24 protein-coding genes are annotated in these 21,052 nt (G+C 46.4%); 14 read left to right on the forward strand and 10 right to left on the reverse strand.

What is annotated here, in order from left to right:
- The first annotated feature begins 64 nt into the window (after positions 1-64).
- The 7 genes from cobU to Q1A18_RS08440 all read left to right on the forward strand — a co-directional run bounded on the left by cobU (position 65) and on the right by Q1A18_RS08440 (position 6,676).
- A complete protein-coding gene (cobU, locus tag Q1A18_RS08410; RefSeq protein WP_299578502.1) occupies positions 65-583 on the forward strand; it encodes a bifunctional adenosylcobinamide kinase/adenosylcobinamide-phosphate guanylyltransferase in 519 nt (172 codons plus the stop codon).
- Between the two features lie 75 nt (positions 584-658).
- Entirely contained in the window at positions 659-1,669 is a 1,011-nt protein-coding gene (gene cobT, locus Q1A18_RS08415) for a nicotinate-nucleotide--dimethylbenzimidazole phosphoribosyltransferase (RefSeq protein ID WP_299578503.1), read from the forward strand.
- A 123-nt stretch (positions 1,670-1,792) separates the two neighbouring features.
- Positions 1,793-2,545 carry an adenosylcobinamide-GDP ribazoletransferase gene (locus Q1A18_RS08420; protein WP_299578504.1) on the forward strand — a complete coding sequence of 251 codons (753 nt, stop codon included), beginning with the start codon at positions 1,793-1,795 and terminating at the stop codon, positions 2,543-2,545.
- Between the two features lie 10 nt (positions 2,546-2,555).
- Positions 2,556-3,095, forward strand: a complete 540-nt coding sequence (gene cobC / locus Q1A18_RS08425) for an alpha-ribazole phosphatase (RefSeq protein ID WP_299578505.1) — start codon at positions 2,556-2,558, stop codon at positions 3,093-3,095.
- Positions 3,092-4,585, forward strand: coding sequence for a cobyric acid synthase (locus tag Q1A18_RS08430; protein WP_299578506.1), 1,494 nt, complete (start codon positions 3,092-3,094; stop codon positions 4,583-4,585). Before cobC ends, Q1A18_RS08430 begins: the two co-directional genes overlap by 4 nt.
- A 97-nt stretch (positions 4,586-4,682) precedes the next feature.
- Positions 4,683-5,624 (forward strand): adenosylcobinamide-phosphate synthase CbiB, encoded by a 942-nt coding sequence (gene cbiB, locus Q1A18_RS08435; protein ID WP_299578507.1) that lies wholly within the window; start codon positions 4,683-4,685, stop codon positions 5,622-5,624.
- Positions 5,625-5,713: 89 nt separating this feature from the next.
- Positions 5,714-6,676, forward strand: coding sequence for a diacylglycerol kinase family protein (locus tag Q1A18_RS08440; RefSeq protein WP_299578508.1), 963 nt, complete (start codon positions 5,714-5,716; stop codon positions 6,674-6,676).
- Positions 6,677-6,689: 13 nt separating this feature from the next.
- Here the strand turns inward: Q1A18_RS08440 and Q1A18_RS08445 are convergent, their stop codons facing one another.
- The 3 genes from Q1A18_RS08445 to Q1A18_RS08455 all read right to left on the reverse strand — a co-directional run bounded on the left by Q1A18_RS08445 (position 6,690) and on the right by Q1A18_RS08455 (position 9,135).
- A complete protein-coding gene (locus Q1A18_RS08445; RefSeq protein WP_299578509.1) occupies positions 6,690-7,589 on the reverse strand; it encodes an inositol monophosphatase family protein in 900 nt (299 codons plus the stop codon).
- 10 nt (positions 7,590-7,599) lie between these two features.
- Positions 7,600-8,577 (reverse strand): oxidoreductase family protein, encoded by a 978-nt coding sequence (locus Q1A18_RS08450; protein WP_299578510.1) that lies wholly within the window; start codon positions 8,575-8,577, stop codon positions 7,600-7,602.
- Between the two features lie 105 nt (positions 8,578-8,682).
- Positions 8,683-9,135: a hypothetical protein gene (locus tag Q1A18_RS08455; RefSeq protein WP_299578511.1), complete on the reverse strand. Its 453-nt coding sequence runs from the start codon at positions 9,133-9,135 to the stop codon at positions 8,683-8,685.
- Positions 9,136-9,282: 147 nt separating this feature from the next.
- On the opposite strand from Q1A18_RS08455, the gene Q1A18_RS08460 reads away from it, so the two are divergent.
- A complete protein-coding gene (locus Q1A18_RS08460) occupies positions 9,283-9,930 on the forward strand; it encodes an HAD-IA family hydrolase (RefSeq protein WP_299578512.1) in 648 nt (215 codons plus the stop codon).
- 171 nt (positions 9,931-10,101) lie between these two features.
- Here the strand turns inward: Q1A18_RS08460 and pheS are convergent, their stop codons facing one another.
- The 4 genes from pheS to Q1A18_RS08480 all read right to left on the reverse strand — a co-directional run bounded on the left by pheS (position 10,102) and on the right by Q1A18_RS08480 (position 14,174).
- On the reverse strand, positions 10,102-11,121 hold the full coding sequence (gene pheS, locus Q1A18_RS08465) for a phenylalanine--tRNA ligase subunit alpha (protein ID WP_299578513.1): 1,020 nt from the start codon (positions 11,119-11,121) through the stop codon (positions 10,102-10,104).
- Between the two features lie 82 nt (positions 11,122-11,203).
- Entirely contained in the window at positions 11,204-12,544 is a 1,341-nt protein-coding gene (locus Q1A18_RS08470) for a peptidylprolyl isomerase (RefSeq protein WP_299578514.1), read from the reverse strand.
- On the reverse strand, positions 12,541-13,350 hold the full coding sequence (locus Q1A18_RS08475; protein ID WP_299578515.1) for a peptidylprolyl isomerase: 810 nt from the start codon (positions 13,348-13,350) through the stop codon (positions 12,541-12,543). Before Q1A18_RS08475 ends, Q1A18_RS08470 begins: the two co-directional genes overlap by 4 nt.
- Positions 13,350-14,174: a peptidylprolyl isomerase gene (locus tag Q1A18_RS08480; RefSeq protein ID WP_299578516.1), complete on the reverse strand. Its 825-nt coding sequence runs from the start codon at positions 14,172-14,174 to the stop codon at positions 13,350-13,352. Before Q1A18_RS08480 ends, Q1A18_RS08475 begins: the two co-directional genes overlap by 1 nt.
- 147 nt (positions 14,175-14,321) lie before the next feature.
- Between Q1A18_RS08480 and Q1A18_RS08485 the strand changes: the two genes are divergently transcribed.
- From Q1A18_RS08485 to Q1A18_RS08500, 4 genes are all read left to right on the forward strand, one after another.
- The gene (locus Q1A18_RS08485) at positions 14,322-14,870 is read left to right on the forward strand and encodes a GNAT family protein (protein ID WP_299578517.1); all 549 of its coding nucleotides are present in this window, start codon (positions 14,322-14,324) and stop codon (positions 14,868-14,870) included.
- Positions 14,871-15,045: 175 nt separating this feature from the next.
- Complete coding sequence (locus Q1A18_RS08490; RefSeq protein WP_299578518.1) at positions 15,046-15,282, forward strand: acyl carrier protein; 237 nt, start codon at positions 15,046-15,048, stop codon at positions 15,280-15,282.
- A gap of 126 nt (positions 15,283-15,408) precedes the next feature.
- On the forward strand, positions 15,409-16,221 hold the full coding sequence (locus Q1A18_RS08495) for a mechanosensitive ion channel domain-containing protein (RefSeq protein ID WP_299578519.1): 813 nt from the start codon (positions 15,409-15,411) through the stop codon (positions 16,219-16,221).
- A gap of 33 nt (positions 16,222-16,254) precedes the next feature.
- Positions 16,255-17,139, forward strand: a complete 885-nt coding sequence (locus Q1A18_RS08500) for a DUF3078 domain-containing protein (protein WP_299578520.1) — start codon at positions 16,255-16,257, stop codon at positions 17,137-17,139.
- A gap of 344 nt (positions 17,140-17,483) precedes the next feature.
- Here Q1A18_RS08500 and Q1A18_RS08505 read toward each other — a convergent pair whose 3' ends face one another.
- Genes Q1A18_RS08505 through Q1A18_RS08515 form a run of 3 tightly spaced genes read right to left on the reverse strand, consistent with a single transcriptional unit; the run spans position 17,484 to position 18,461 of the window.
- Entirely contained in the window at positions 17,484-17,690 is a 207-nt protein-coding gene (locus Q1A18_RS08505; protein ID WP_299578521.1) for an RNA-binding S4 domain-containing protein, read from the reverse strand.
- Between the two features lie 9 nt (positions 17,691-17,699).
- Positions 17,700-18,053 (reverse strand): MmcQ/YjbR family DNA-binding protein, encoded by a 354-nt coding sequence (locus Q1A18_RS08510; protein ID WP_299578522.1) that lies wholly within the window; start codon positions 18,051-18,053, stop codon positions 17,700-17,702.
- A gap of 45 nt (positions 18,054-18,098) precedes the next feature.
- Positions 18,099-18,461, reverse strand: coding sequence for a YraN family protein (locus tag Q1A18_RS08515; RefSeq protein ID WP_299578523.1), 363 nt, complete (start codon positions 18,459-18,461; stop codon positions 18,099-18,101).
- Between the two features lie 129 nt (positions 18,462-18,590).
- On the opposite strand from Q1A18_RS08515, the gene Q1A18_RS08520 reads away from it, so the two are divergent.
- A complete protein-coding gene (locus tag Q1A18_RS08520) occupies positions 18,591-19,826 on the forward strand; it encodes a TolC family protein (RefSeq protein WP_299578524.1) in 1,236 nt (411 codons plus the stop codon).
- Between the two features lie 11 nt (positions 19,827-19,837).
- Positions 19,838-21,040, forward strand: coding sequence for an efflux RND transporter periplasmic adaptor subunit (locus tag Q1A18_RS08525; protein WP_299578525.1), 1,203 nt, complete (start codon positions 19,838-19,840; stop codon positions 21,038-21,040).
- Positions 21,041-21,052: the final 12 nt, after the last annotated feature.

Below are 21,052 nucleotides of genomic sequence, written 5' to 3' on the forward strand. Positions count from 1 at the left end.
TTTGTTTAAACTGATCTTACCAAACAGGCAAATAGAACGTTTTAAGTTCAAAAACGAATAGGCTATGGCAACAATTACATTGATAACAGGAGGTGTCCGATCGGGAAAAAGCAGTTTTGCCCAACAGCTGGCGGAGGCGCAATCCGAATCGCCGGTTTATCTGGCAACAGCCCGCATTTGGGACGAAGATTTTGCCCAGCGGGTGAAGCGGCATCAAAGCGACCGGGATGGCCGATGGCAGACCCTGGAGGAGGAAAAGCTCTTGTCAAGGCATGACTTGACGGGGAAAACGGTTTTATTGGATTGCATCACCTTGTGGCTGACCAACTTTTTCCACGACAATGACTATCAGCTTGAAGTGGCCATGGAAGCGGCTAAAGCGGAATGGACCAAGTTTGTCAAGCAAGATATGAACCTGTTGGTAGTGAGCAACGAGCTGGGCATGGGGGTTCATCCTGAAAATGAAATGGCCCGCAAGTTTGCCGACCTGCAAGGCTGGATAAACCAGTTTATTGCCCAACAAGCCGATACGGTTTACCTGATGGTTTCCGGTATTCCAGTCAAAATAAAGGAAGGCGCATAAGGCGCTTTGTGTGAACCATTGACTGGCGACGAATAGATATGTTTACTGAATGAGAATCTCTAATTTTAGCAACAAATGACCCTAAATTTAAAAGACCAATTACAACATAAAATCGACCTGAAAACCAAACCACATGGTGCTTTAGGACAGTTGGAAAGCATTGCTTTACAGCTGGGGTTGATTCAGAACACCCTTTCACCCAAACTGGAAAAACCAAGCTTGCTTGTGTTTGCTGCCGACCACGGACTGGCCGATGAAGGCGTGAGCCCTTATCCGAAGGAAGTGACCTGGCAAATGGTGATGAACTTTTGTGGAGGCGGAGCAGCCATCAATGTGTTTTGTAAGCAAAATGGCATTGATTTGAAGGTGATTGATGCCGGGGTGGATTATGATTTTCCTGCGGAACTTCCGATTACCAATGCTAAAATAGCTCGCGGATCCAGGAACATGATGAACGAACCTGCCATGAGCCTGGAAGAATGTAAGCTGGCTATGCAGCGTGGTGCTCAATTCGTAAAAAAGGAGGCTGAAGCGGGATGCAATACCATCGGATTTGGAGAAATGGGCATTGGCAATACTTCGCCATCGTCGTTGTTGATGCATCGTTTTATGAAACTTCCCATTGAGCAGTGCACCGGCAAAGGAGCAGGAATGACCGGCGATAAACTGGACCATAAAACAGCCATTTTGAAGGCGGTTTCTGAAAAGTATAACCCTCAGTCGGCCCTGGAAACTCTGGCTACTTTTGGCGGGCTGGAAATTGCCATGATGGTGGGAGCCATTCTGGAAGCCCGCAAGCTTGGTATGGTCATCCTGATTGATGGATTTATTGCAACTTCGGCCACCTTAACGGCCATTCAGTTTGATGAGTCGGTTCGTGAAAACTGTATTTTTTGTCATGCTTCTGAAGAACAAGGTCACCAGTTGGTTCTCAACTTCCTGCAAGCCAGGCCGGTGTTGAGCCTGGGCATGCGCTTGGGCGAAGGATCGGGAGCAGCAGTAGCCTTTCCGGTTATTCGGGCGGCAGCTACTTTCTTAAATGAAATGGCTAGCTTTGAGGATGCCGGAGTTTCGAATAAAGCGTAGCAGAAGAGCAGAGAGCCAGGGGATAGCGTTGGGATCGCAGACCGAAGGTTGAAACTTGAACTTAAGGGCTTTTCTTACGGAACTCGAAGTTGTCTGAAAATCTAATATCCAAAGTCTTGAATAATGAAAGAGCAAGTCAACCTGTTTTTAACAGCAGTCATGTTTTATAGCCGGATTCCGGTGCCTCGAAACCTGCCATTCTCCAATGAGCGGCTGAATCGCTCTACCCGCTATTTCCCTCTGATTGGATGGATTATCGGTGGCATTGGGGCTGCGGTATGCTATGGGTTAAGCTTGTTCCTGCCATTTCAACTGGCTGTTTTTATGAGTATGCTGGCGACCATTTTTGCAACGGGCGCTTTTCATGAAGATGGCTTTGCCGATTTTTGCGACGGCTTTGGAGGCGGTTATACCCGCGAAAAGATTTTCACCATCATGAAAGACAGCCGCATCGGAACCTATGGCACAGTGGGACTGATTGGCATGTTGGGAACCAAGTTTCTGGCCTTGCAATGTCTTTCAGCCCAAATGATTTTGCTGGCCTTGGTTGCTGGCCATGCTTTTAGCCGGCTGATGCCTGTCATCATCATTTTTACCAGCTGGTACTCGCGCGAAGATGAATTGAGTAAAACCAAGCCCATTGGCAAGCGGGGCAAGAATGCAGACCTGATTTTGGCCGTACTTTTTGGTTTGTTGCCTGCTGCTTTTTTACCGTGGCAACTCATGGCGGTTGCTCTTCCGGTTTCATTGCTGATTACTTTTCAGTTCAAAAAGTACATTGAACGTAAGGTTGGAGGTTATACGGGCGACTGTCTGGGATCACTTCAACAGATGATTGAAGTGGTTTTTTACCTGTGTCTGCTGGCTGTTTTGTAAGCTGTTAGAGATGAAACTCATTGCAATCCGACATACCCGTGTGGCTGTTTCTGCTGGAATTTGCTACGGACAAACCGATGTGCCTTTGGCTGATTCGTACCGGGAAGAATTGAGCGAGGTACAGGCAGCTACCGCCGGACTAAAGGTCGATGCGGTGTTTTCAAGTCCGCTAAGCCGTTGCCAGACATTGGCCAAGGCGGTATTTGCTCATCATCCCATTGTCCAGGACGATCGGTTGAAAGAAATGAACTTTGGACAGTGGGAAATGCAATCTTGGGATACGATTTATACCACACCGGAAGGCAGGCATTGGATGGATCATTATCAGGAATTGCCAACAGCGGGAGGTGAGTCTTTACCGGAATTGCATCAGCGTGTGGCTGATTTTGTCCATGAACTCAGTCGATCAACCCACAAACGTGTGGCTGTTGTAACGCACGCCGGGGTTATTCGGCTGTTAAAATCCATGCTGGAAAACCAATCCATGGAGGCTGTTTTTTCCAACTTTGCACCATCGTATGGTGGTGTTTATGAATTTGAAATCAAATGAAACACATACAAAAGCTCAAGCCCATCCTGTTTGTCGGGACGGGTTCCGATGTTGGTAAATCGGTAATTAATGCGGCCTTCTGCCGTATCTTCAAGCAGGACGGCTATGCTCCGGCGCCGTTTAAAGCGCAAAACATGTCGTTGAACTCTTACGCCAGCGAAGAAGGGCTGGAGCTGGGACGTGCGCAGGCCGTACAAGCCGAAGCCTGCGGTATTCCCTGCCTGAGTGCGATGAATCCCATCTTACTGAAACCCACCAGTGCTAAAAGTGCACAGATCGTTTTAAACGGGAAACCGATGGGTGACCAGTCGGCCCGGGAGTATTTTCTGAAAACCGACCGTGATTTTCTCTTTGCTGAAGCGATGAAAGCCTGGCAATCCTTAAACGAACAATACAATCCCATTGTGATGGAGGGGGCGGGAAGCATTTCGGAAGTTAACCTTTGGGACAAAGACATTACCAATATGCGGGTGGCGCTCGAAACCGGGGCACCAACCATTCTGATTGCCGACATTGATCGGGGAGGCGTGTTTGGAAGTGTTTATGGTACCATCAAGCTATTGCCCGAAGCCGAACGGAAATTGATCAAAGGTATTCTGATCAATAAATTCCGGGGAGATATCAGTTTGTTTGACGAAGGACGAACCATGCTGGAGGAATTGACCGGAGTTCCGGTGATCGGTGTGGTTCCTTACTTTAACGATATTCATGTGGAGCAGGAGGACAGCGTAGTGATTGACTATAAACGCGGAAGCACAGAAGCCGGAAAAATTAATGTGGCCGTGGTATTACTGCGTCACATGAGCAACTTTACCGATTTTCACATGCTCGAGCGCATGCCGGATGTCAACTTGTACTATTCGGCCAATGCAGCCGAGATTGCCAAGGCGGATATCGTGCTGGTTCCCGGGTCGAAAAATACCATTTCCGATTTAATACACTTGCGCGAGCGGGGACTGGTCAAAGCAATCATCCAGGCCTCGGAAGCTGGCAAAGGCGTGTATGGCATTTGTGGGGGCTACCAAATTTTGGGCGAAGAAATTCGTGATCCAGATCATGTTGAAGGCGATGTGGAAACTATGCCTGGATTGGGATTGTTGCCGGTAATTACCACACTGAGCAAAGAAAAAAGGACCGAACAAACCCGCTTTCGTTTTCAGAATCGGGCCGAAGTTTGCTCGGGCTACGAAATTCACATGGGGCAAACCCGGCGCATGGGAGCAGAGTCGCTATGTCGCCTGGAGGATGGAACAGAGGATGGTTGTATGGTTTCGCCTAAGTTGTGGGGAACCTATTTACACGGAATTCTGGATAACAAAACGGTGATAGAAGCCCTACTCGAGGCGAATGGCCTGCAGGCCGATGTGGCCGAGTTTGATTACGCTGCTTTCAAAGAGGAACAGTACGACAAGCTGGCCGATCATGTGCGGGCTTGTGTCGATATGGATTACCTGTATTCAGTGATGAAGTATAACATGAAAAAGAAATGAGCGTCATCCTGAACTTGTTTCAGGATATGCATTACTAGCAGGCAGGTCCCGAAATGAGTTCGGGATAACTCGTAATTAAAAACATGGCTATTATTTTATGGATAATTTTTTCTTGATCATACTTCCCCTGCTCATTGGTTTCGCGCTCGATAGCCTGTTGGGTGATCCCCGGTGGTTGCCGCATCCCATTCGTTTGTTTGGCTGGCTGATCAGCTGGTTCGAAAAGCGGTTCAACCGCGGAGATTATCGCAGGCTGAAAGGGGCGCTTACGTCCGGCTTTTTGGTGGGTGGTACCTGGCTAATCCTATTTTTGTTGTTTCGTTGGCTGGAGGCTTTTCCAGTGGTTTATTGGGTGGTGGCATCAGTCGCTGTCTTTTTCGGGTTGGCTAACCGGAGTCTGATTGTTGAATCGTGGCTGGTGATCCGGGCCTTGAAAACCGAAGGACTGGAAGCCGGGCGCAAACAACTCAGTTTCATTGTGGGGCGCGATACTTCCCAACTGAATGAGCAGCAAATTCGCACGGCTGTGTTGGAAACCATGGCCGAAAACCTGAGCGACGGGGTGATTGCACCCCTGTTTTTTTATGCTTTAGGCGGTGTTCCTGCGCTTTTTGCTTTTAAAATGGCCAGTACCCTCGACTCGATGATTGCTTACAAAAATGTGCGTTATAAGGCCTATGGCTGGTTTGCCGCCCGCTTGGATGACCTGCTTAATTTTGTTCCCGCCCGTTTAACAGCCCTGTTGATGGTACTGGTGAGTTTTAGTCCGGGTGGTTTGATACATGTTTTTCGGTATGGCCATCAACATGCCAGCCCCAACGCAGGGTATCCGGAAGCTGCCTTAGCCGGAATTCTGAAATGCCGCTTTGGAGGCCCCAATGTTTATCATGGGCGGTTGGTGGACAAACCCTTCATCGGACATTATGAAAAACCAATTGCAGACCGTGACTTTTGGCTGACGGCCCTTGTCAATATTGCATCTGCGTTGCTGATGGCCGGGGGAATTGTGCTTTTGATGTTACTTAAGCTAAATGCCTGATGTTTTTCCATGACTAAAAGAATTGTTTCGCTTTTCTCCTAAACTTTGGATATTGTGTATCTTGCCGTCGGTTGATCAAAGACTGAATCATGGGAAAAGCCAAACTTACAAATTGGATGGTCATTCTGAACCCGCAGGCCGGAAGCGGACAGGGACGCAAAGACGTGGAGAAAATACGAAAACGGCTGCATAAGGCAGGTTTTCAGTTTGAATTATTTATCTCGAACTATCCGCAACATGCCATCCATCTAACGATGAAAGGGATTGAGCGTGGCTACCGGAAACTGATTGTGGCTGGGGGCGATGGAACAATGAATGAGGTGGCAAACGGTGTGCTTCAGCAGCAGGTTTGTGCGCCATCGGAAGTGATTGTAGGGATGATTCCGGTAGGAACAGGCAACGATTGGATCAAAACTTTTGGTATTCCCAACAACTACAAAAAAGCGATCAAGCGGATTCGAAAAGGCAAAACCATTTTGCAGGATGTCGGCTTGATCAACTACCAGGAAGGAGAACAGCAAAAACAGCGATTTTTTACGAATATGGCCGGTTTTGGCTTTGATGCTTTAGTTGCCCAAAAAGCCAATCGACTGAAGGAAAAGGGACATACTGGCTGGCGGATTTACTTGCAAAGCCTGGTTACCGGTTACCTGAATTACCAAACCCGAAAAGTGAGCCTTCGTTTGGATGGTGAAAAGGTGGAAGATCTGATCTTTTCGACCAGTATTGGCATTGGAAAATACAATGGTGGAGGCATGATGCAGGCGCCGGGAGCCATTCCCAATAACGGGGTTTTTCAGGTGACTGTCATTCGTGAAATTGGCTTGGGCGGTATTCTAAAAAACTTGCCGGGCCTATTCAATGGCCAGTTTGTGAACGATGAGCGGGTATCTGTCTTTCAGGCCAGCAAGGTGGTCGTAGCTTCTGAAAACCAGATTGAAGGTGAAGCGGACGGCGAAAACCTGGGAAACCATCAGTTCGAGCTGGAAATTTTACCACAACAACTGCAGGTGATTGTCGGGAAGAAATCAAAAGTTAAACTGCATGAATAGTTTGCTTTTCAGGCTACTGGTCTCCATTTTCTTGACACATTCTTTCGCCTAATGCAATAATTTCCCGCGCAAGCTTTTCGCTGGTGGCGTAAAGAATTCCCCGATGGTTGAGATAAGTGGAATCCGGGCGGTTCAAATCCAGCGGATTGCCATGCATGTCGCTAACCCAGGCTCCGGCTTCCTGGTAGATGCAGGCGCTGGCAGCGTAATCCCATAGGCTACCTCCCCCCAGTTCTTTTTTGGCATATTTGAAATAGCAGGCCGGGGCTTGTTCCAGCACCCAGCAGGCATTCAGTGCGGCACCCCCCTGAAAGCGTGTTTGAAGTCCCTGATAACCCATTTTTTGGCTAATAATTTCCAGCTCTTGAAGGCTTTGTTCAAATTGCGGCAAATCTTGAAAACTGGTATCGCTAATCAGGTGTAGGGGGGCTTCCTCGGGAATTGACACTTGCCATTTTTGACCGTTGCGATAAGCTCCTTGCCCTTTTGCCGCTTTATACAGGGTTTGGGTCAGTGGGTCGTAAATAACCCCGATAACCGGCTCTCCGGCTTGCGAAACCAAGCCGATGGACACGGCGTAGCCATGCCGTTGCTTAATAAAGGCCAGCGTGCCATCCATGGGGTCGATGCACCAAAAATAATCCTTTTCGAAGCGTTCGTGGTTGTCCGGACTTTCTTCGCCCAAAGTGCCTAAATCATATTGTTTGGTGACTGCAGCCAAGGAATTCAGAATCATTTCCTGAGCCATCAGATCAACTTCAGTTACTACTTGCGAAGCCAGACTGTCGCCCACGCCTTTATTCTTCACAGCCATCTTTTGCTGGCTGTAGCTTGATATTAATTGGCCGGCTTGCTGAGCAGCATGAATAGCAGCCTTGCTGAGTATTTGAAGATCCTGTTGATTTAGTTTCATGGTAATGGGCTTACGAATTAATGTGTTTAACAACGCGACGGGCCAGTCGTTCACTGTAACTGTTTATTTTCCAATGGCCGGGGCTCCAGCCTTTCAGAAAGCGGTGAAAATCGGTCCAGGCTACCGGGAAAAGTTCGCGCCAGTTGGCTTCCAATGCATCCTGATCGATGGCTGGCTTTTGGGGGGTCAGCGCTTGCCGCAAAGCCTGAAAGTAGGTGTCCAGCAGCTGACTTTCCAGGCGTTCACAATCCTCTTCGTACAAACAGCTGCCAATAAAATAGGCCACATCTTTCATGCCGCATCCGCCGCCTACATATTGAAAATCGACGGCTGCGACGTTTTTCCCGTCGGGTGAAAAGCAGAAGTTGGCCAGCTTGGCATCGCCATGTACAAAAGTTTGAAACGGGCTTTCGCGTAGTTGTTGGTCAATGGCTCGGGCCGCTTTTTTCAGCGGAAGATCATCCAGTACTTTCAACTCATCAGGGCGGGTATCCAGGTGCCAGTAAGTACCTACTTCCCAAAGTCCGTTTGGTTTTTCATGCATGAAAGTGGCATGGAAATTAGCCAGCCATTGCAGGCAGGTAGCCAATTCATTCCAGCTAACGGAGGATTTTCGCTTCGGGTATCCGGCTTCGTCTAAATCTTCCATCACCATCAGCACTTCGTCGCCCTGGCTTTCCAGTGCCAGGCAATGCGGAATGCGGCAGGTTTCATCGCATTGCTTGCTCCAGTTTTTATACCAGTTGGTTTCAACCTGGTACGAATGCAGTTTGCGCTGATGCGAGAGGTCGGTGTTCCAGCCACGTGGGTGATGGTCCTGGTTGGGCAGGCGAACATGCTTGACCACCACGCTCCTGTAGGACGATCCCTGTAGCTGATAACGATCAATGCTGCCATAGCCGCTCCACAGGCTTTGGATGTGTTCTTTGTTGGTCAGTTTACTGGCTCCGGTTGCTTCCCGGATGATTTGCAAAAAGTACTCATTCATAGTGTCAACGCTTGCTTTTCCCTGAAATAAGGCGCAAAGATAATGATTCAGGTGTGTTAAGCGAATTCCCCGGAAGAGCAGCCAGCAAACGGGACGTTAATTCAATCAGGTGTGAGGCCGGTAAGCGGGATTGTTCTGGTTGTAAAACGGATCGCGCAGGCAGACAATGGCCAGACCCAATTCGATGGCCGTAAAGGTGAGCCAAAAAAGATTGAATGATCCCAGATGCATCATCAGGCCGAGGGCTGCAAACACAATGGTAACGATAACCGTCCAGCGTTTACCTCTGAATAAACCGATTGTTACCAATACCTTCAGAATGAAGAAAGGAAGGCCGAATATAACGACCAGAACGCCAATGGAACCGATAGCTAGTGAGGGGAGAAGAGACTCTACATCGGGAAGCGCAAAGGCGGAGAATAAACCCCCTACGGTGAGGCCTAACATGATGACAAAGAAAAACAGGATGGAGAATAGAATTTGAGCGACGCCGATGAGCCCCAATACGGTTCCTTGCCACGGAATTACAGGTTTTGGTGAGGGTGAGAGAAGTTCCATAAGGTTTTGTATTTGGTTAAATTACCAGTGAAATTAAAACATAATCTCATCAGTCGCAAGTACTTTGCAGCCTGATTCGGTAAAACCCGAATGAAGCTTTTTAAGCTTTCGATATTTTCCACTTACTTTGTTGTTAAAACAGACGATATGACCCATTTCTCGCACCTTATTTTCGACTTGGACGGAACGCTGGTAAACTCGAAGCTTGGCTTGCATAATGCGTTAAACTATGTGTTGGATGCCATGTCGCTCGACCTGGATAGTGAGGCTGTTATTGATCAATTAATTGGACCTCCGATTCAGGATGGCTTGAAGCATATTCTGAATTTTGACGAGAAGCAAAGTCAGCTGGCTATGAGGCTTTTTCGGGAGTACTACAGTGAGCGTGGGATGTACGAGGCTGAAGTGTATCCCGGTATCTTGGAATTGCTGCAGGAGTTGGATGGGCAGGGGCGAAAGCTGTATGTGGCCACTTCGAAGAAAGATGAGTTTATGAAGCGGGTTTTGCGCCACTTCGAACTGGATCGTTACCTGGTAGATGCCGAAGGAGCGGGAAGTGGCGAGAAACATACCAAGGCCGAGCTGATTACCCGGGTGATGGATCGAAACCAAATTTTTCCTTCGCAAGAAGTGGTGATGGTTGGCGATACCAAATTCGATATTGTAGGCGGAAAGGCCAATGAAATAAGCACGATTGCAGTGGGCTATGGGTTTGGCAACAACGAGGATCTTAAAAGCCTAAATCCGGACTATTTTGTCGAAGAGGCCGAAGACTTGTTTGATTTATTGGCTTGATGAAGTTTAACTTTTAGCCAACTACCACGACCATCGGCCAGTTTTTCATTTACTACCTGCCATTCACTTTGGAGACAAAAGCAGAGGTTCTCTGGAATTGGTTTTCAAATGGTGGTCAAAAAAAATCCCGAACCGGAGTCCAGGATTTCTTTGTGTGAATTTATTTTTATTCTAATATGCTGATTCAAATTGACGTAGGAAACGAACGTCGTTTTCGAAGAAATGGCGGATGTCTTTGATTCCGTATTTCAACATGGTAATTCGTTCAATTCCCATTCCGAAGGCAAATCCGGTGTATTTTTTCGAGTCAATACCGCAGGAATCCAAAACGTTTGGATCAATCATTCCGCAACCCAAAATCTCAAGCCATCCGGTGTATTTACAAACGTTACAGCCCTTTCCGCCACAAATGGAGCAGCTCACATCCATTTCAGCCGATGGCTCGGTAAATGGGAAGTAAGATGGGCGCAGACGAATCTCGGTTTTTTCGCCAAACAGTTCGCGTGAGAAGTACAGCAGCGTCTGCTTCAAATCGGCAAACGATACGTTTTCATCCACATACAGTCCTTCAATTTGGTGGAAAATACAGTGGGCACGAGCTGAAATGGCTTCGTTGCGGAAAACGCGTCCGGGGAAAATTGCGCGGATGGGAGGTTGTGTTTTCTGCATCACACGGGCCTGCACACTGGACGTGTGGGTACGTAGCAGCACATCCGGATCTTTTTCAATGAAGAAAGTATCCTGCATGTCGCGTGCGGGGTGCTCCGGTGGGAAATTCAAGGCCGAGAACACATGCCAGTCGTCTTCAATTTCGGGGCCTTCAGCCACGGTAAATCCAAGACGGGCAAATATTTCAACAATTTCATTACGAACAATGGCCAGTGGGTGACGCGTTCCCAGTCGCATGGGTTCACCCGGGCGGCTCAAGTCAGTGCTTCCATCTCCCTGATCAGCATTCTCAAAGCTTTCTTTTAGCTCGTTAATCTTATCGAGGGCCTTATTCTTTAAAACATTGATGGCTTGTCCAACAGCTTTTTTCTGCTCGGCAGGTACCGTTTTAAAATCAGCAAACAATTGGCTAACCAATCCTTTTTTACTGATATACTTGATGCGGAGTTCTTCCACTTCGTCTTTACCTGAAGCACTCAAGGCTTCAATTTCCTCTTGTAACTGCTTAATTTTGTCTAACATCGTCTGTCCTGTTGAAATAGATCGGCAAAGATAATCATTCAAGGGGGAAAACGTAAATTGGATGGAAGGAAATACCAAAAGCCTAGTCGATAATGGTGATTTTTTTCACCCGAATATCGTTTAAGGGCCTGAAATCTTCATCTGTTTGAAGCTTTACTATTTCATCGGCTACCTGCAACCCATCGACCACTTCACCAAAAATGGTGTAGGTTCCGTCCAGGTGAGGAGCACCGCCCTCAATTTTGTAAATCCGCCGTTGTTCGGGCGTAAACCGTTGTCCATTCTCTTCTTCAATGGCATCCAGTTCACTGTCGGAGTACACCCGGCCGGTGACAATGTAAAACTGGGAGCCATCGGAACGACGTTTGCTGTTGCCGCGATCGGGCTTTCGGGGGGAGCCTATCATGCCCCGCCGATGGAAGAAGCCTGGAACAATATGAGCCGGCAGGGTGTAACCGGGACCTTTCCAGCCTACAATGTCATTGGGGCCGGCGTAGCGGGTGTCCGCAGCACCGCTTTGAATGCCAAAGCCTTTGATTACACGGTGAATCAGTAGGCTGTCGTAGTAGTTTTCACGCACCAGCCGGATAAAATTATCACGGTATTCGGGCGTTTCGTTGAACAGCCGGATCTGAATCGTGCCATAGTCGGTTTCCATGCGCAAGCCTTTAACTTTGCTGTTGGCTTTGCTCATGGCCTCGCTCGCCTGGGTGCGCAAGTTTTCCAGTTTTTGCACGGTTGCTGATTGCTTCTCCAGTAGGGCTGCAATGTAGGTTGACGGAATAACCAAATTTTGGTTTTCGTAGGTAACAACTTCCGCATAACCCAGGCCAATGCACTGAAGGTTGGAAACAAAGACCGGAGTTCCGTAAGATTTTGATCGGAAGAGGTTGTCAACGCGGTATTGGTTAACCCCGGCAACCTTGCCGTAATTGAGCACCTGGCCGCGATGCAGGGGGAGGGTGTTGCTTTGAGGTTTGGTCAGGTAGATGCTTTTGGCGGTTTTGGGAACAATGCCCGGATAAAGCGGAATGGGGGTGCGTTCAATGCCTTCTACCTTTAGCAGCACCAGATTGTTGATCCGGTCAACGGCCAGAAACCCTGAAATGGCATAGGTCTTCTCTTCATCAAATGGAGTGATGCGGACATCTGTGGCATTCTTGAGCATGGATAGCCGGCATACAATCTCCTGTTTGCCAACAAAGAATGCCGTTTCGCTTTCTAAAAAACGCCCCTTGTTGAAGCTTTCAATTTTAACCAGCGATGGAACGACTTGAGCATAGTTTTGAGCCGAATCAGCTGGTTTCGCTTTTGCTTGTTTCGCCTCAGGCGAAGTGTTTTTCTCTTTTTGAGAAGACGATGTGCAGCTAATCAGGTGTCCGCAAATGAGCAGAAAAAACAAGGCGTACTTTAGGTATTTCATTCGATCAGATTCACTTCAATGGTTACATCTTTCAGGGGGCGGTTGTTTTCATCGGTTTCCAGCGCAGCAATTTTATCAATCACCTCAAAACCGCTGATGCACTGGCCAAAAATGGTGTACTTGCCATCCAGATCAGGATAACCGCCCACGGTGGTGTATGCTTTGCGCTGAGCCTCGGAGAACTCCAGTACATTTGGATTGAGTTGATAGGCCGATTCAATGTCTCTTTTAACTCGTTCGGCAATGGCCCGAAACTCATCCACTTTCTTCTCGGCTTTCAACTGTTTTAGCTCCTCCCGGATAGCGGGGGTGTAAATCTGTTTCGTAATCTTTTTACGAATGGGACGGTTAACAGCCATTTCCAGCGTATCCAGCTGTCCTTCTGTAAAAACCTGGCCTTTTACGATGTAGAATTGCGAAATATCGGACTGCTTGAAGGGGTTAACCTCATCGGGTTGACGGGGAGCACACAAGGCACCTTTTTGATGGTAATAGTGTTTCAGAATTTCATCATCTACCGTATGTTCCGGATCGCCATAACCAATGCGCTTGCCGGGAGGTGCGTTGCGCGATGACTTGGAGCCTCCCTGGATCAAGAAGTTTTGAATGACACGGTAGAATAAGGTTCCATCGTAGTAGCCCTCGCTGGCCAGCTTGATGAAGGCATTGCGGTGTTTGGGCGTGTCGTTGTACAGTTCAAACTTCATGGTGCCCAGGTTGGTTTTAATTTCAACCACCCGGTCTTGCGCCTGACTCACGTTGTGCAGGCTCAGTAAAAAGAGTATGATCAGTGTTAGTTGCTTCATTAATCCAGTACTTTCACTTTCATTTGAATATCTTCTACCGGACGGTCATACCGGTCTGTTTCAACGGCAGCAATTTTGTCCAGCACATCCAGTCCATCAATCACTTCGCCAAAGATGGTGTATTCCTGATCCAGTGAGGGATAGCCTCCAACAGTGGTGTAAGCCTCACGGCGCTCGGCTGACAGTTTTTTCGCAGGCAGCTGGCTGGCTTCTGCGTTGGCTTCTTCTCTGATTTCAACGACACGAATATTGAATTGATCCTGATCGCCGGCTTTCCGAAGCTCGTTCAGTTCTTGTTGAGCCTGATCCAAATGTTTTTTCATGATGGCTCGTTGTTGTTGCTGATTCATCTTTTGTTCCAGCGTGTCTAAGGCACCTGGCGTGAATACCGTTCCCTGCAAAATATAAAACTGGGAACCCGATGAACGCTTTTCCGGGTTGTCAGGGCCTCCCCGCCGGGCAGCAGCAAGCACGCCCTTTTTGTGGAAAAACTGATCGTTAATCTCAGCTGGCAGCGTGTAGCCCGGATCGCCTCCACCCAGCCGCTGGCCTGGTGTCGCATTCTTCGAATCCGGATCGCCTCCCTGAATCATAAAATTCTCAATGATCCGATGAAAGAGCAATCCGTCATAAAAACCTTCATTGGCCAGTTTGATAAAATTATCGCGGTGAATAGGCGTTTCATCAAACAAACGGAGGGTGATGTCGCCATAGGAGGTCTCTATCTTTACCACACTGCCGTTTTCTTTGTTACTTTTCGAGTTTACACATGAAACCTGGAAAAACAAGAATCCGGCAAGGCAGGTTATCAGGAGCTTTTTCATAGAATTTGCTTTAATTATTGAGATCATTTTAAGATGCTGTTGCTTTAGCGTTTGCACAAATATAATTAAACTTGGGAGTGTCACGAAACGAAGATTGTAATTGCGAAAATCAGGACGTCTCTTAAAAATAAGTATCTTGACGGCCTCATGGAAAAGCTGATTGTAAACTCCAAAATTGCCTTGGAACCACTGAAATTTTCGCATGCATTTCAAATGTTTCAGGCGATTGATCAAAACCGCAGGTTTTTATCACCCTGGCTTCCTTTTGTGCAGGACACCGAGACTCAGGAAGATACTGAATCCTTTATTCAGTCGGTTACATCTGTTGCTGCCAAAGACCGCGACGAGGTATTTGTGATTTGGTATAATGATCGGTTTGCTGGTTTAATTGGTTTTAAAGATAGTGACCGGGTGAACCGGAAAACTGAAATTGGCTACTGGTTGATTGAATCGATGACCGGAAAAGGAATCATTGTATTGTCAACCAAGGCTTTAATTGAGTTCGCTTTTTCGCATTTAAAGATGAACCGGATCGTGATTCGTTGTGGGGTGGGGAATCACAAGAGTTCAGCGGTTCCGAAACGGCTTGGTTTCCAAATGGAAGGCATTGAACGGGACGGTGAAAAGCATCAGAGCAGGTACATTGATCTGGAAGTGTATAGCTTGCTTCGGAAAGAATGGGCTAATGGATTGTAAGCTACCAATGTTACTTTTAAACTTATTCACATAAATTTTCCTTCTAATTTTTTCGATTTCCCAAAACTATTTTAATCTTTGAATCGTTTAGTGGTTTGTTCGACTATTTTATATTTGCAATGAATTTATGTCCTTGAGCCAATGAATAGTTGGGCATAGATTAAAATTAAACATGATGGAAAACAAGACAATTAGAAGAACCTTATACCGGGTTTTAAGAAAAACAGGTGTGCCTAGAAAGGAGATCGAACTGGACGCAGCCTTTGATGAAGACCTAAATTTTGATCACGTCGATTGGGCGTTATTCCTTTTTTATCTGGAAGAATGTTTCAAAATCAATGTACAGGATGAAGAAGTTTCCCGCATGCGTCAAGTGAAAGATACTTTGAATATGATGGAAACAATGGCATAATGCTAAATGTTAGTTAGCAATCTACAGAAGACGGCCCCAGGTCGTCTTTTTTGTTTTTTTTTGAATTTATCTTAAGCAAGAGTTGTAAATTGAATGTTATTTAGGAAACTTTAAATTCATCAGATTATGGAATTTTTACAGCAAGGTACAGAATGGTTAACTGAAATGGCTGTTCTTTATGGTGTTAAGCTGATTGCAGCAGTGGTTACCCTCCTGATTGGTTTATGGGTGATTAATATTATTTCGAATGCTTTCTCCCGCTTAATGGACAAAAGGGAAGTCGACATTTCCCTTCGAGGCTTTCTGAAAAGTATGTTCAGTATTATCCTGAAGGTTTTATTGATCGTTTCGGTTATCGGAATGATGGGCGTCGAGATGACTTCGTTTATTGCGATTCTCGGTGCGGCCGGTTTGGCAGTTGGCATGGCTTTGTCTGGTACTTTGCAAAACTTTGCAGGTGGAGTTATTATTCTTATTATCAAACCCTTTAAGGTGGGCGATTATATTGAGGCCCAAGGGTATGCCGGAACTGTTCGCGAGATTCAGATTTTCAATACCGTTCTGAAAACGCCGGATAACATTACCATTGTTATTCCTAATGGAGGCTTATCTACGGGGTCAGTAAAAAACTATTCAACAGAGGCGCGTCGCCGGGTTGATTTTGTTTTTGGTATTGCCTATGGCGATGATTACGATCAGGCGAAGGCCTTAATTACACGCTTGGTTGAAGCGGACACGCGAATACTGAAAGATCCTGCTCCGTTTATTGTTTTAAGTGAGTTGGCTGACAGTTCGGTCAATATTACTGTTCGGGTATGGGCTGAAGCTGCCGACTACTGGAGCATCAAGTTTGATTTGACGGAGAAGGTGTATAAAGAGTTCCCAAAATCAGGACTGAACATTCCGTTTCCCCAACTGGATGTACATGTTCAAAAATAAAGACTTACTCTGGTTATGAAACTATTTTTTTCAATGAAATATTTACTAAGCATTTTGCTGTTAATTCCTTTCATCGGGTTCTCACAATCGGCAAACGATACCACAAAAGTGTGGACCAAGGGCGGAACCATTTCAATCAATTTTTCGCAGGTTTCGCTCACCAACTGGGCAGCCGGAGGTAAGAGTTCGGCGTCGGGAACAGCACTTTTCAATGTTTTTGCCAATTATAGAAAGGATAATTTGAGTTGGGAAAATGCCTTGGATTTAGGTTACGGGCTTTTAAAAGAAGAAGATGATAAGCCAGTAAAAACAGATGATAAAATTGATTTCAGCTCAAAGTTCGGCTTGAAACCCTCACCTGAAAGCAAGATCTTCTACTCGGCCTTGTTTAACTTTCGCACACAAATGACCGATGGCTATAAATATCCGGATACGGAAAAAGTCATCTCTTCGTTTATGGCGCCGGGATACCTTACATTGGCCTTGGGGGCCGACTATAAGCCGAATGATAAGTTCTCGTTGTTGGTGTCGCCACTGACCGGTAAAATGACGGTCGTGTCGGATGAGGAACTGGCTGAAAATTATGGTCTTGATGCGGGCAAGAAAAGCCGATCGGAGCTTGGTGCTTTTATTAAGACCCAGTTTAAAACAACGGTGGTAAAGAACGTTAGCCTGGAATCGAAGCTGGACTTATTTTCCAACTATCTGGATACACCGCAGAATATTGACATTCATTGGGATGTTTTGGTGAATATGAAAATTAATGATTACCTCTCGGCTAATTTAATCACCAACATGATTTATGACGATGATGTCAACATTGCCGTCGATAACAATGATGATGGAGTGATTGATTCAACAGGCCCACGGATCCAGTTTAAGCAATTATTTGGTGTTGGACTGAGTGTAAAATTCTAAAAAGAGGGTTTTTGAAGGTGTTTTTAGAATTTCTGCTTTACAAAATAATTTCACTCATGAGTCCACAGGGCCTGTTTCGGGCCCAAAAGTGCCAGTTCATATAATCTAGGTGAAAAAACTTGGAATATGGTGGTACTTGAAGTAATTTTGAATTGATTCAAGAGAGGAAAATCGTAAACCTTTTCTTCTTACTCTCTTTAATTGTTCTCTTAAGCACACAAGCATTTCAAGCCGGCGAATTCTCGCCGGCTTTCTTTTGGAATAGGTTTTACAGAGAATTGAGCTAAGCATGGCTTAGCGGATGGACGAGAGAGTTGCTTTATGGAGGGTAATTGTAATACGGTTCATTTAACAAGAATCGTCTGTCCTTCAAACTCAATTTGATCACCAGTCCGTATTTTAGCCCGTTTGCGGTATTCAACTTCGCCATTTAAGCTCACCAGTCCGTCTTCAACAACCAGTTTGGCCATGCCCCCTGACTCTACTAGCCGCATCAGCTTCAGGAGTTTAATCAGTTCAATATAGTCTGTTTTTAATTCAAATTCGATCATGCTTTGCTTTTAAAGTTTTGATAATTCGTTTTGCTGTTTTTTGCTTAGTTTTTCAACAACCAGCCCATAAGAGTGGTCGATCCATTCCCGGATTTGTTGGTCGGAGACGGTGCCATCCACCAAAACGGTGTTCCAGTGTTTCTTATTCATGTGATAACCCGGCAAAACACAGCTGTGTTGTTCGCGAAGCTCAATGGCTTTTTCGGGTGTACATTTCAGGTTCACGCTTAAATCTCCTTCCAGGTCTGTCAATGCAAACAGTTTACCCATGACTTTAAAAACCAGTGTGGTTTCGTCAAAGGGGAAATCTTCTGTTGCGCCTGGTTTCGAAAGGCAGTAATCTCTTAGTTCTTCAATGTTCATCACCTTGCTTTTGTAAGGGCCAAAAATAGGATTAAATGATCAATTTCAGGCGGTTGGATAAAAGGCATCCTTAAAATGCTCCAGCTCAAAGTTTTGTCCGTAGAAAATGATTGAAATGACATCGAACCGGGTGTCTCGGTTGCTGTCTTTTTCCAGAATATAGGCTTCGGCCGCATTGACCAGAAACCGGATTTTCTGGTTGCTTATGGCTTCAGCGGGGTGTTCGTAGCTGTCAGTGCTTCGGGTTTTCACTTCTACAATCACCAGCTCATCCCGGTCGAGAGCGATAATATCAATCTCGTAGTAATGATGCCGCCAATTGGTTTCCAGTATTTGGTAGCCCAAGGTGCGCAGGTGTTCTTGCGCCAGTTCTTCACCCTTATTCCCGATTTCTTTTTGACGACTCATGACCCAAAGATTTTAAGCAAGTTAAGGGAATGGTTTTGATTGGCAAAATTGGTAAATTAGTTGGCAAACAATTTACTCTCTGGATTGTCTTTTAAAATAAACATTTGTTCTCATTTCAACTGCCGTACTATGCTTAAACTGCTCCCGATTTTACTCGTTTTTTGTGCTGCTGTTGCCCATGGGCAAAACCCTGTTTTGTCGATTCAGCAAGCGGTTGATTCAGCCTTACTGAATAATCCCGACCTCAATCAGGCCAAAGCGTTGCTCAGCCAAAAGGAAAATGAATGGCGAACCCTGACAGGCATTGAGGCCCCTGAAATCAGCTATTTTGAAGAGGGAATGAACTCCCGCGCGGCCAAACCTTTTGAAGAAAGGCGATGGACCATTTCGCAATCCGTCGATTTTCCGCTGACGACCATCTATCGGTTAAAAGCGGTTAAACAGGAAGCCAAAGCCTTAAGCTTTCGAATTAAGGCCTTGGAGAATGAGATCAAATCGCAGGTGAAATCCCGCTACATTGAAGTTCTTTATGCTCTGCACCTGCAGGCGTTGGGCAAGCAACAAAGCAAGCTGGCCGAAGAGCTGTATAAAGCGGCCTATGCCCGTTTTGAAACTGGTATGGGCAATGGGATGGAGCTGTTAAATGCCGAGCTGCAGGTTTCGGAAGCTCAGAATGTGGTGAGCGAATCCAATCGGTTGTTGCACCAGGCTCGTTACAGTTTGTTCTACCTGATTGGGCTTGAAATTGCTGAAATCAGCTATGACATTCATTTTTCGGACACCTTGAACAGCCGGGTGGTCGATATCAGCCAGATTCAGGCCCTGGCGGTTTTGCAGGAGCAACCAAGCTATTTGGCTGCCTTGTATGACTATCAGGCTTCTGAAAACAAGCTAAAAGAGGCTAAAAGTAATATTCTTCCCGACATCCGGTTCAATCTTTACAAGCAGAATTACGGCGATGGCTTCAACTTCAATGGTTTTGAAGTGGGCTTAAGTATTCCCATCTGGCTTCCTTTTGAGCAGAAAGGCAAAATACGCATGGCTGAAGCGCGGCAAACCGAAGTGGAGTGGCAGCAAAAGGCCATTGAACTGGATATGAAACAACAAATTGAACATGCCTGGCATAGCTATGAAAGCAGCAAACAGATTATTGATCGCTACAATGAAACCATGAGTGGGAAGTCGCAAAAACTGCAGCAATTGAGTTTAAAAGCCTATCAGCTTGGTGAAATTGATTTGTTGAATCTGCTTAATGCGCAGCAAACCTATCTGCTCAATCAAAAGCGCTACCTCTTGTCTTTACGCGATTACTACCTTCAGCTGGCGCAGTTGGAGAAATTTCTGGATCAGGAACTAGTCTATTAAACACACACATCATGACACTAAAGAAACATTTTTATCCTTTAAACATGCTTTTGCTTCTTCTGACCCTTGGGGTTGGGTGTTCCAACGATAAGGCCAGCAAGGAAGTCCCGGTTCAGATTGAGGAATCACCGCCATCAGTTTCCGGAATGCCGGAAGGGAAGTTAATTATCCAGCTGTCGGACAAAGAGAAAGATGAATTGCAGATTGAAACTGCCAGGGTAAGCAGCAACATTCAGAATTATCGCTTACAGGTTCCCGGGGTGGTTTTTCCGGCATCGGGCTATGTTAGCATCATCAGTACCCCGCTCGACGGACGGGTGAGCGCAGTCATGATTCGGGATGGTGATCCGGTTCGGAAAGGGCAGGAGCTGTTTAAAATTGAAAGCCTGGTGTTTGGTAACCTCGTGGCCGAATATTTACAGGGACTGGCTGAGGAGCGTTTTCAAACCACCCGTTTGGAACGGCTGAAACAACTGGTTGAGCAAACCATTAGTTCGAAGGCTGAACTGGATCGGGCCATGTCGGATTACCAGCGGGCTTCTGCGGCCTCTATTGCCGCTTTTGCCAAGCTGAAAGCTATAGGTGTACCCGACCATGAAATTGAAGCCTTGAAAAGCGCAGAAAACATCGATCCGAGTTTGAAAATTCATGCTCCCATTGGCGGCAAGTTTGATCAGCGAATGGTGGAGTTGGGGCAATCGGTGAATGCACTGGAAAAGCTCGGTCGCATCATCGATACCGACAAAGTGCTCATAAAAGGTTACCTGAGCCCGGAAGATGCTCGTTCTATCCAAATGGGGGACTCTGTCCGGATTGGCCGACGCGACAATGACCAATTGGGAATCGCTGCAGTGGTGAGCTCGGTAAATCCGGGGCTGGACGAAGAAAACCGATCGGTAGTGGTTAATGTCGAAGTTCATCCGGAGGACGGTTGGCCCAAGCCCGGGGAAACCGTGCGTATGGAAATTGCAACCCGCTCTCTGGGCGAAGTGTTTGCGGTTCCATTAAAAGCGGTGACTTACGATGGCAATCAGGCTGTTGTCTTTGTCAAAAAGGATGAGAGCACCTACGAAAAGCGAGGGATTGAGATTACGGAGATTCAGGATCAGTTTGCCATTGTGAATGAAGGCATGCAGGAGGAGGAGGAAGTGGCCATTTCGCAGGTTTTTAGTTTGAAGGCCCTTTCACGCTTTGAAATGATAGCGGAAGAATAATTTAACCACCAC

Origin of the sequence: uncultured Sunxiuqinia sp. (genome assembly GCF_947495665.1) — a bacterium.
Classification (GTDB): Bacteria; Bacteroidota; Bacteroidia; order Bacteroidales; family Prolixibacteraceae; genus Sunxiuqinia; species Sunxiuqinia rutila.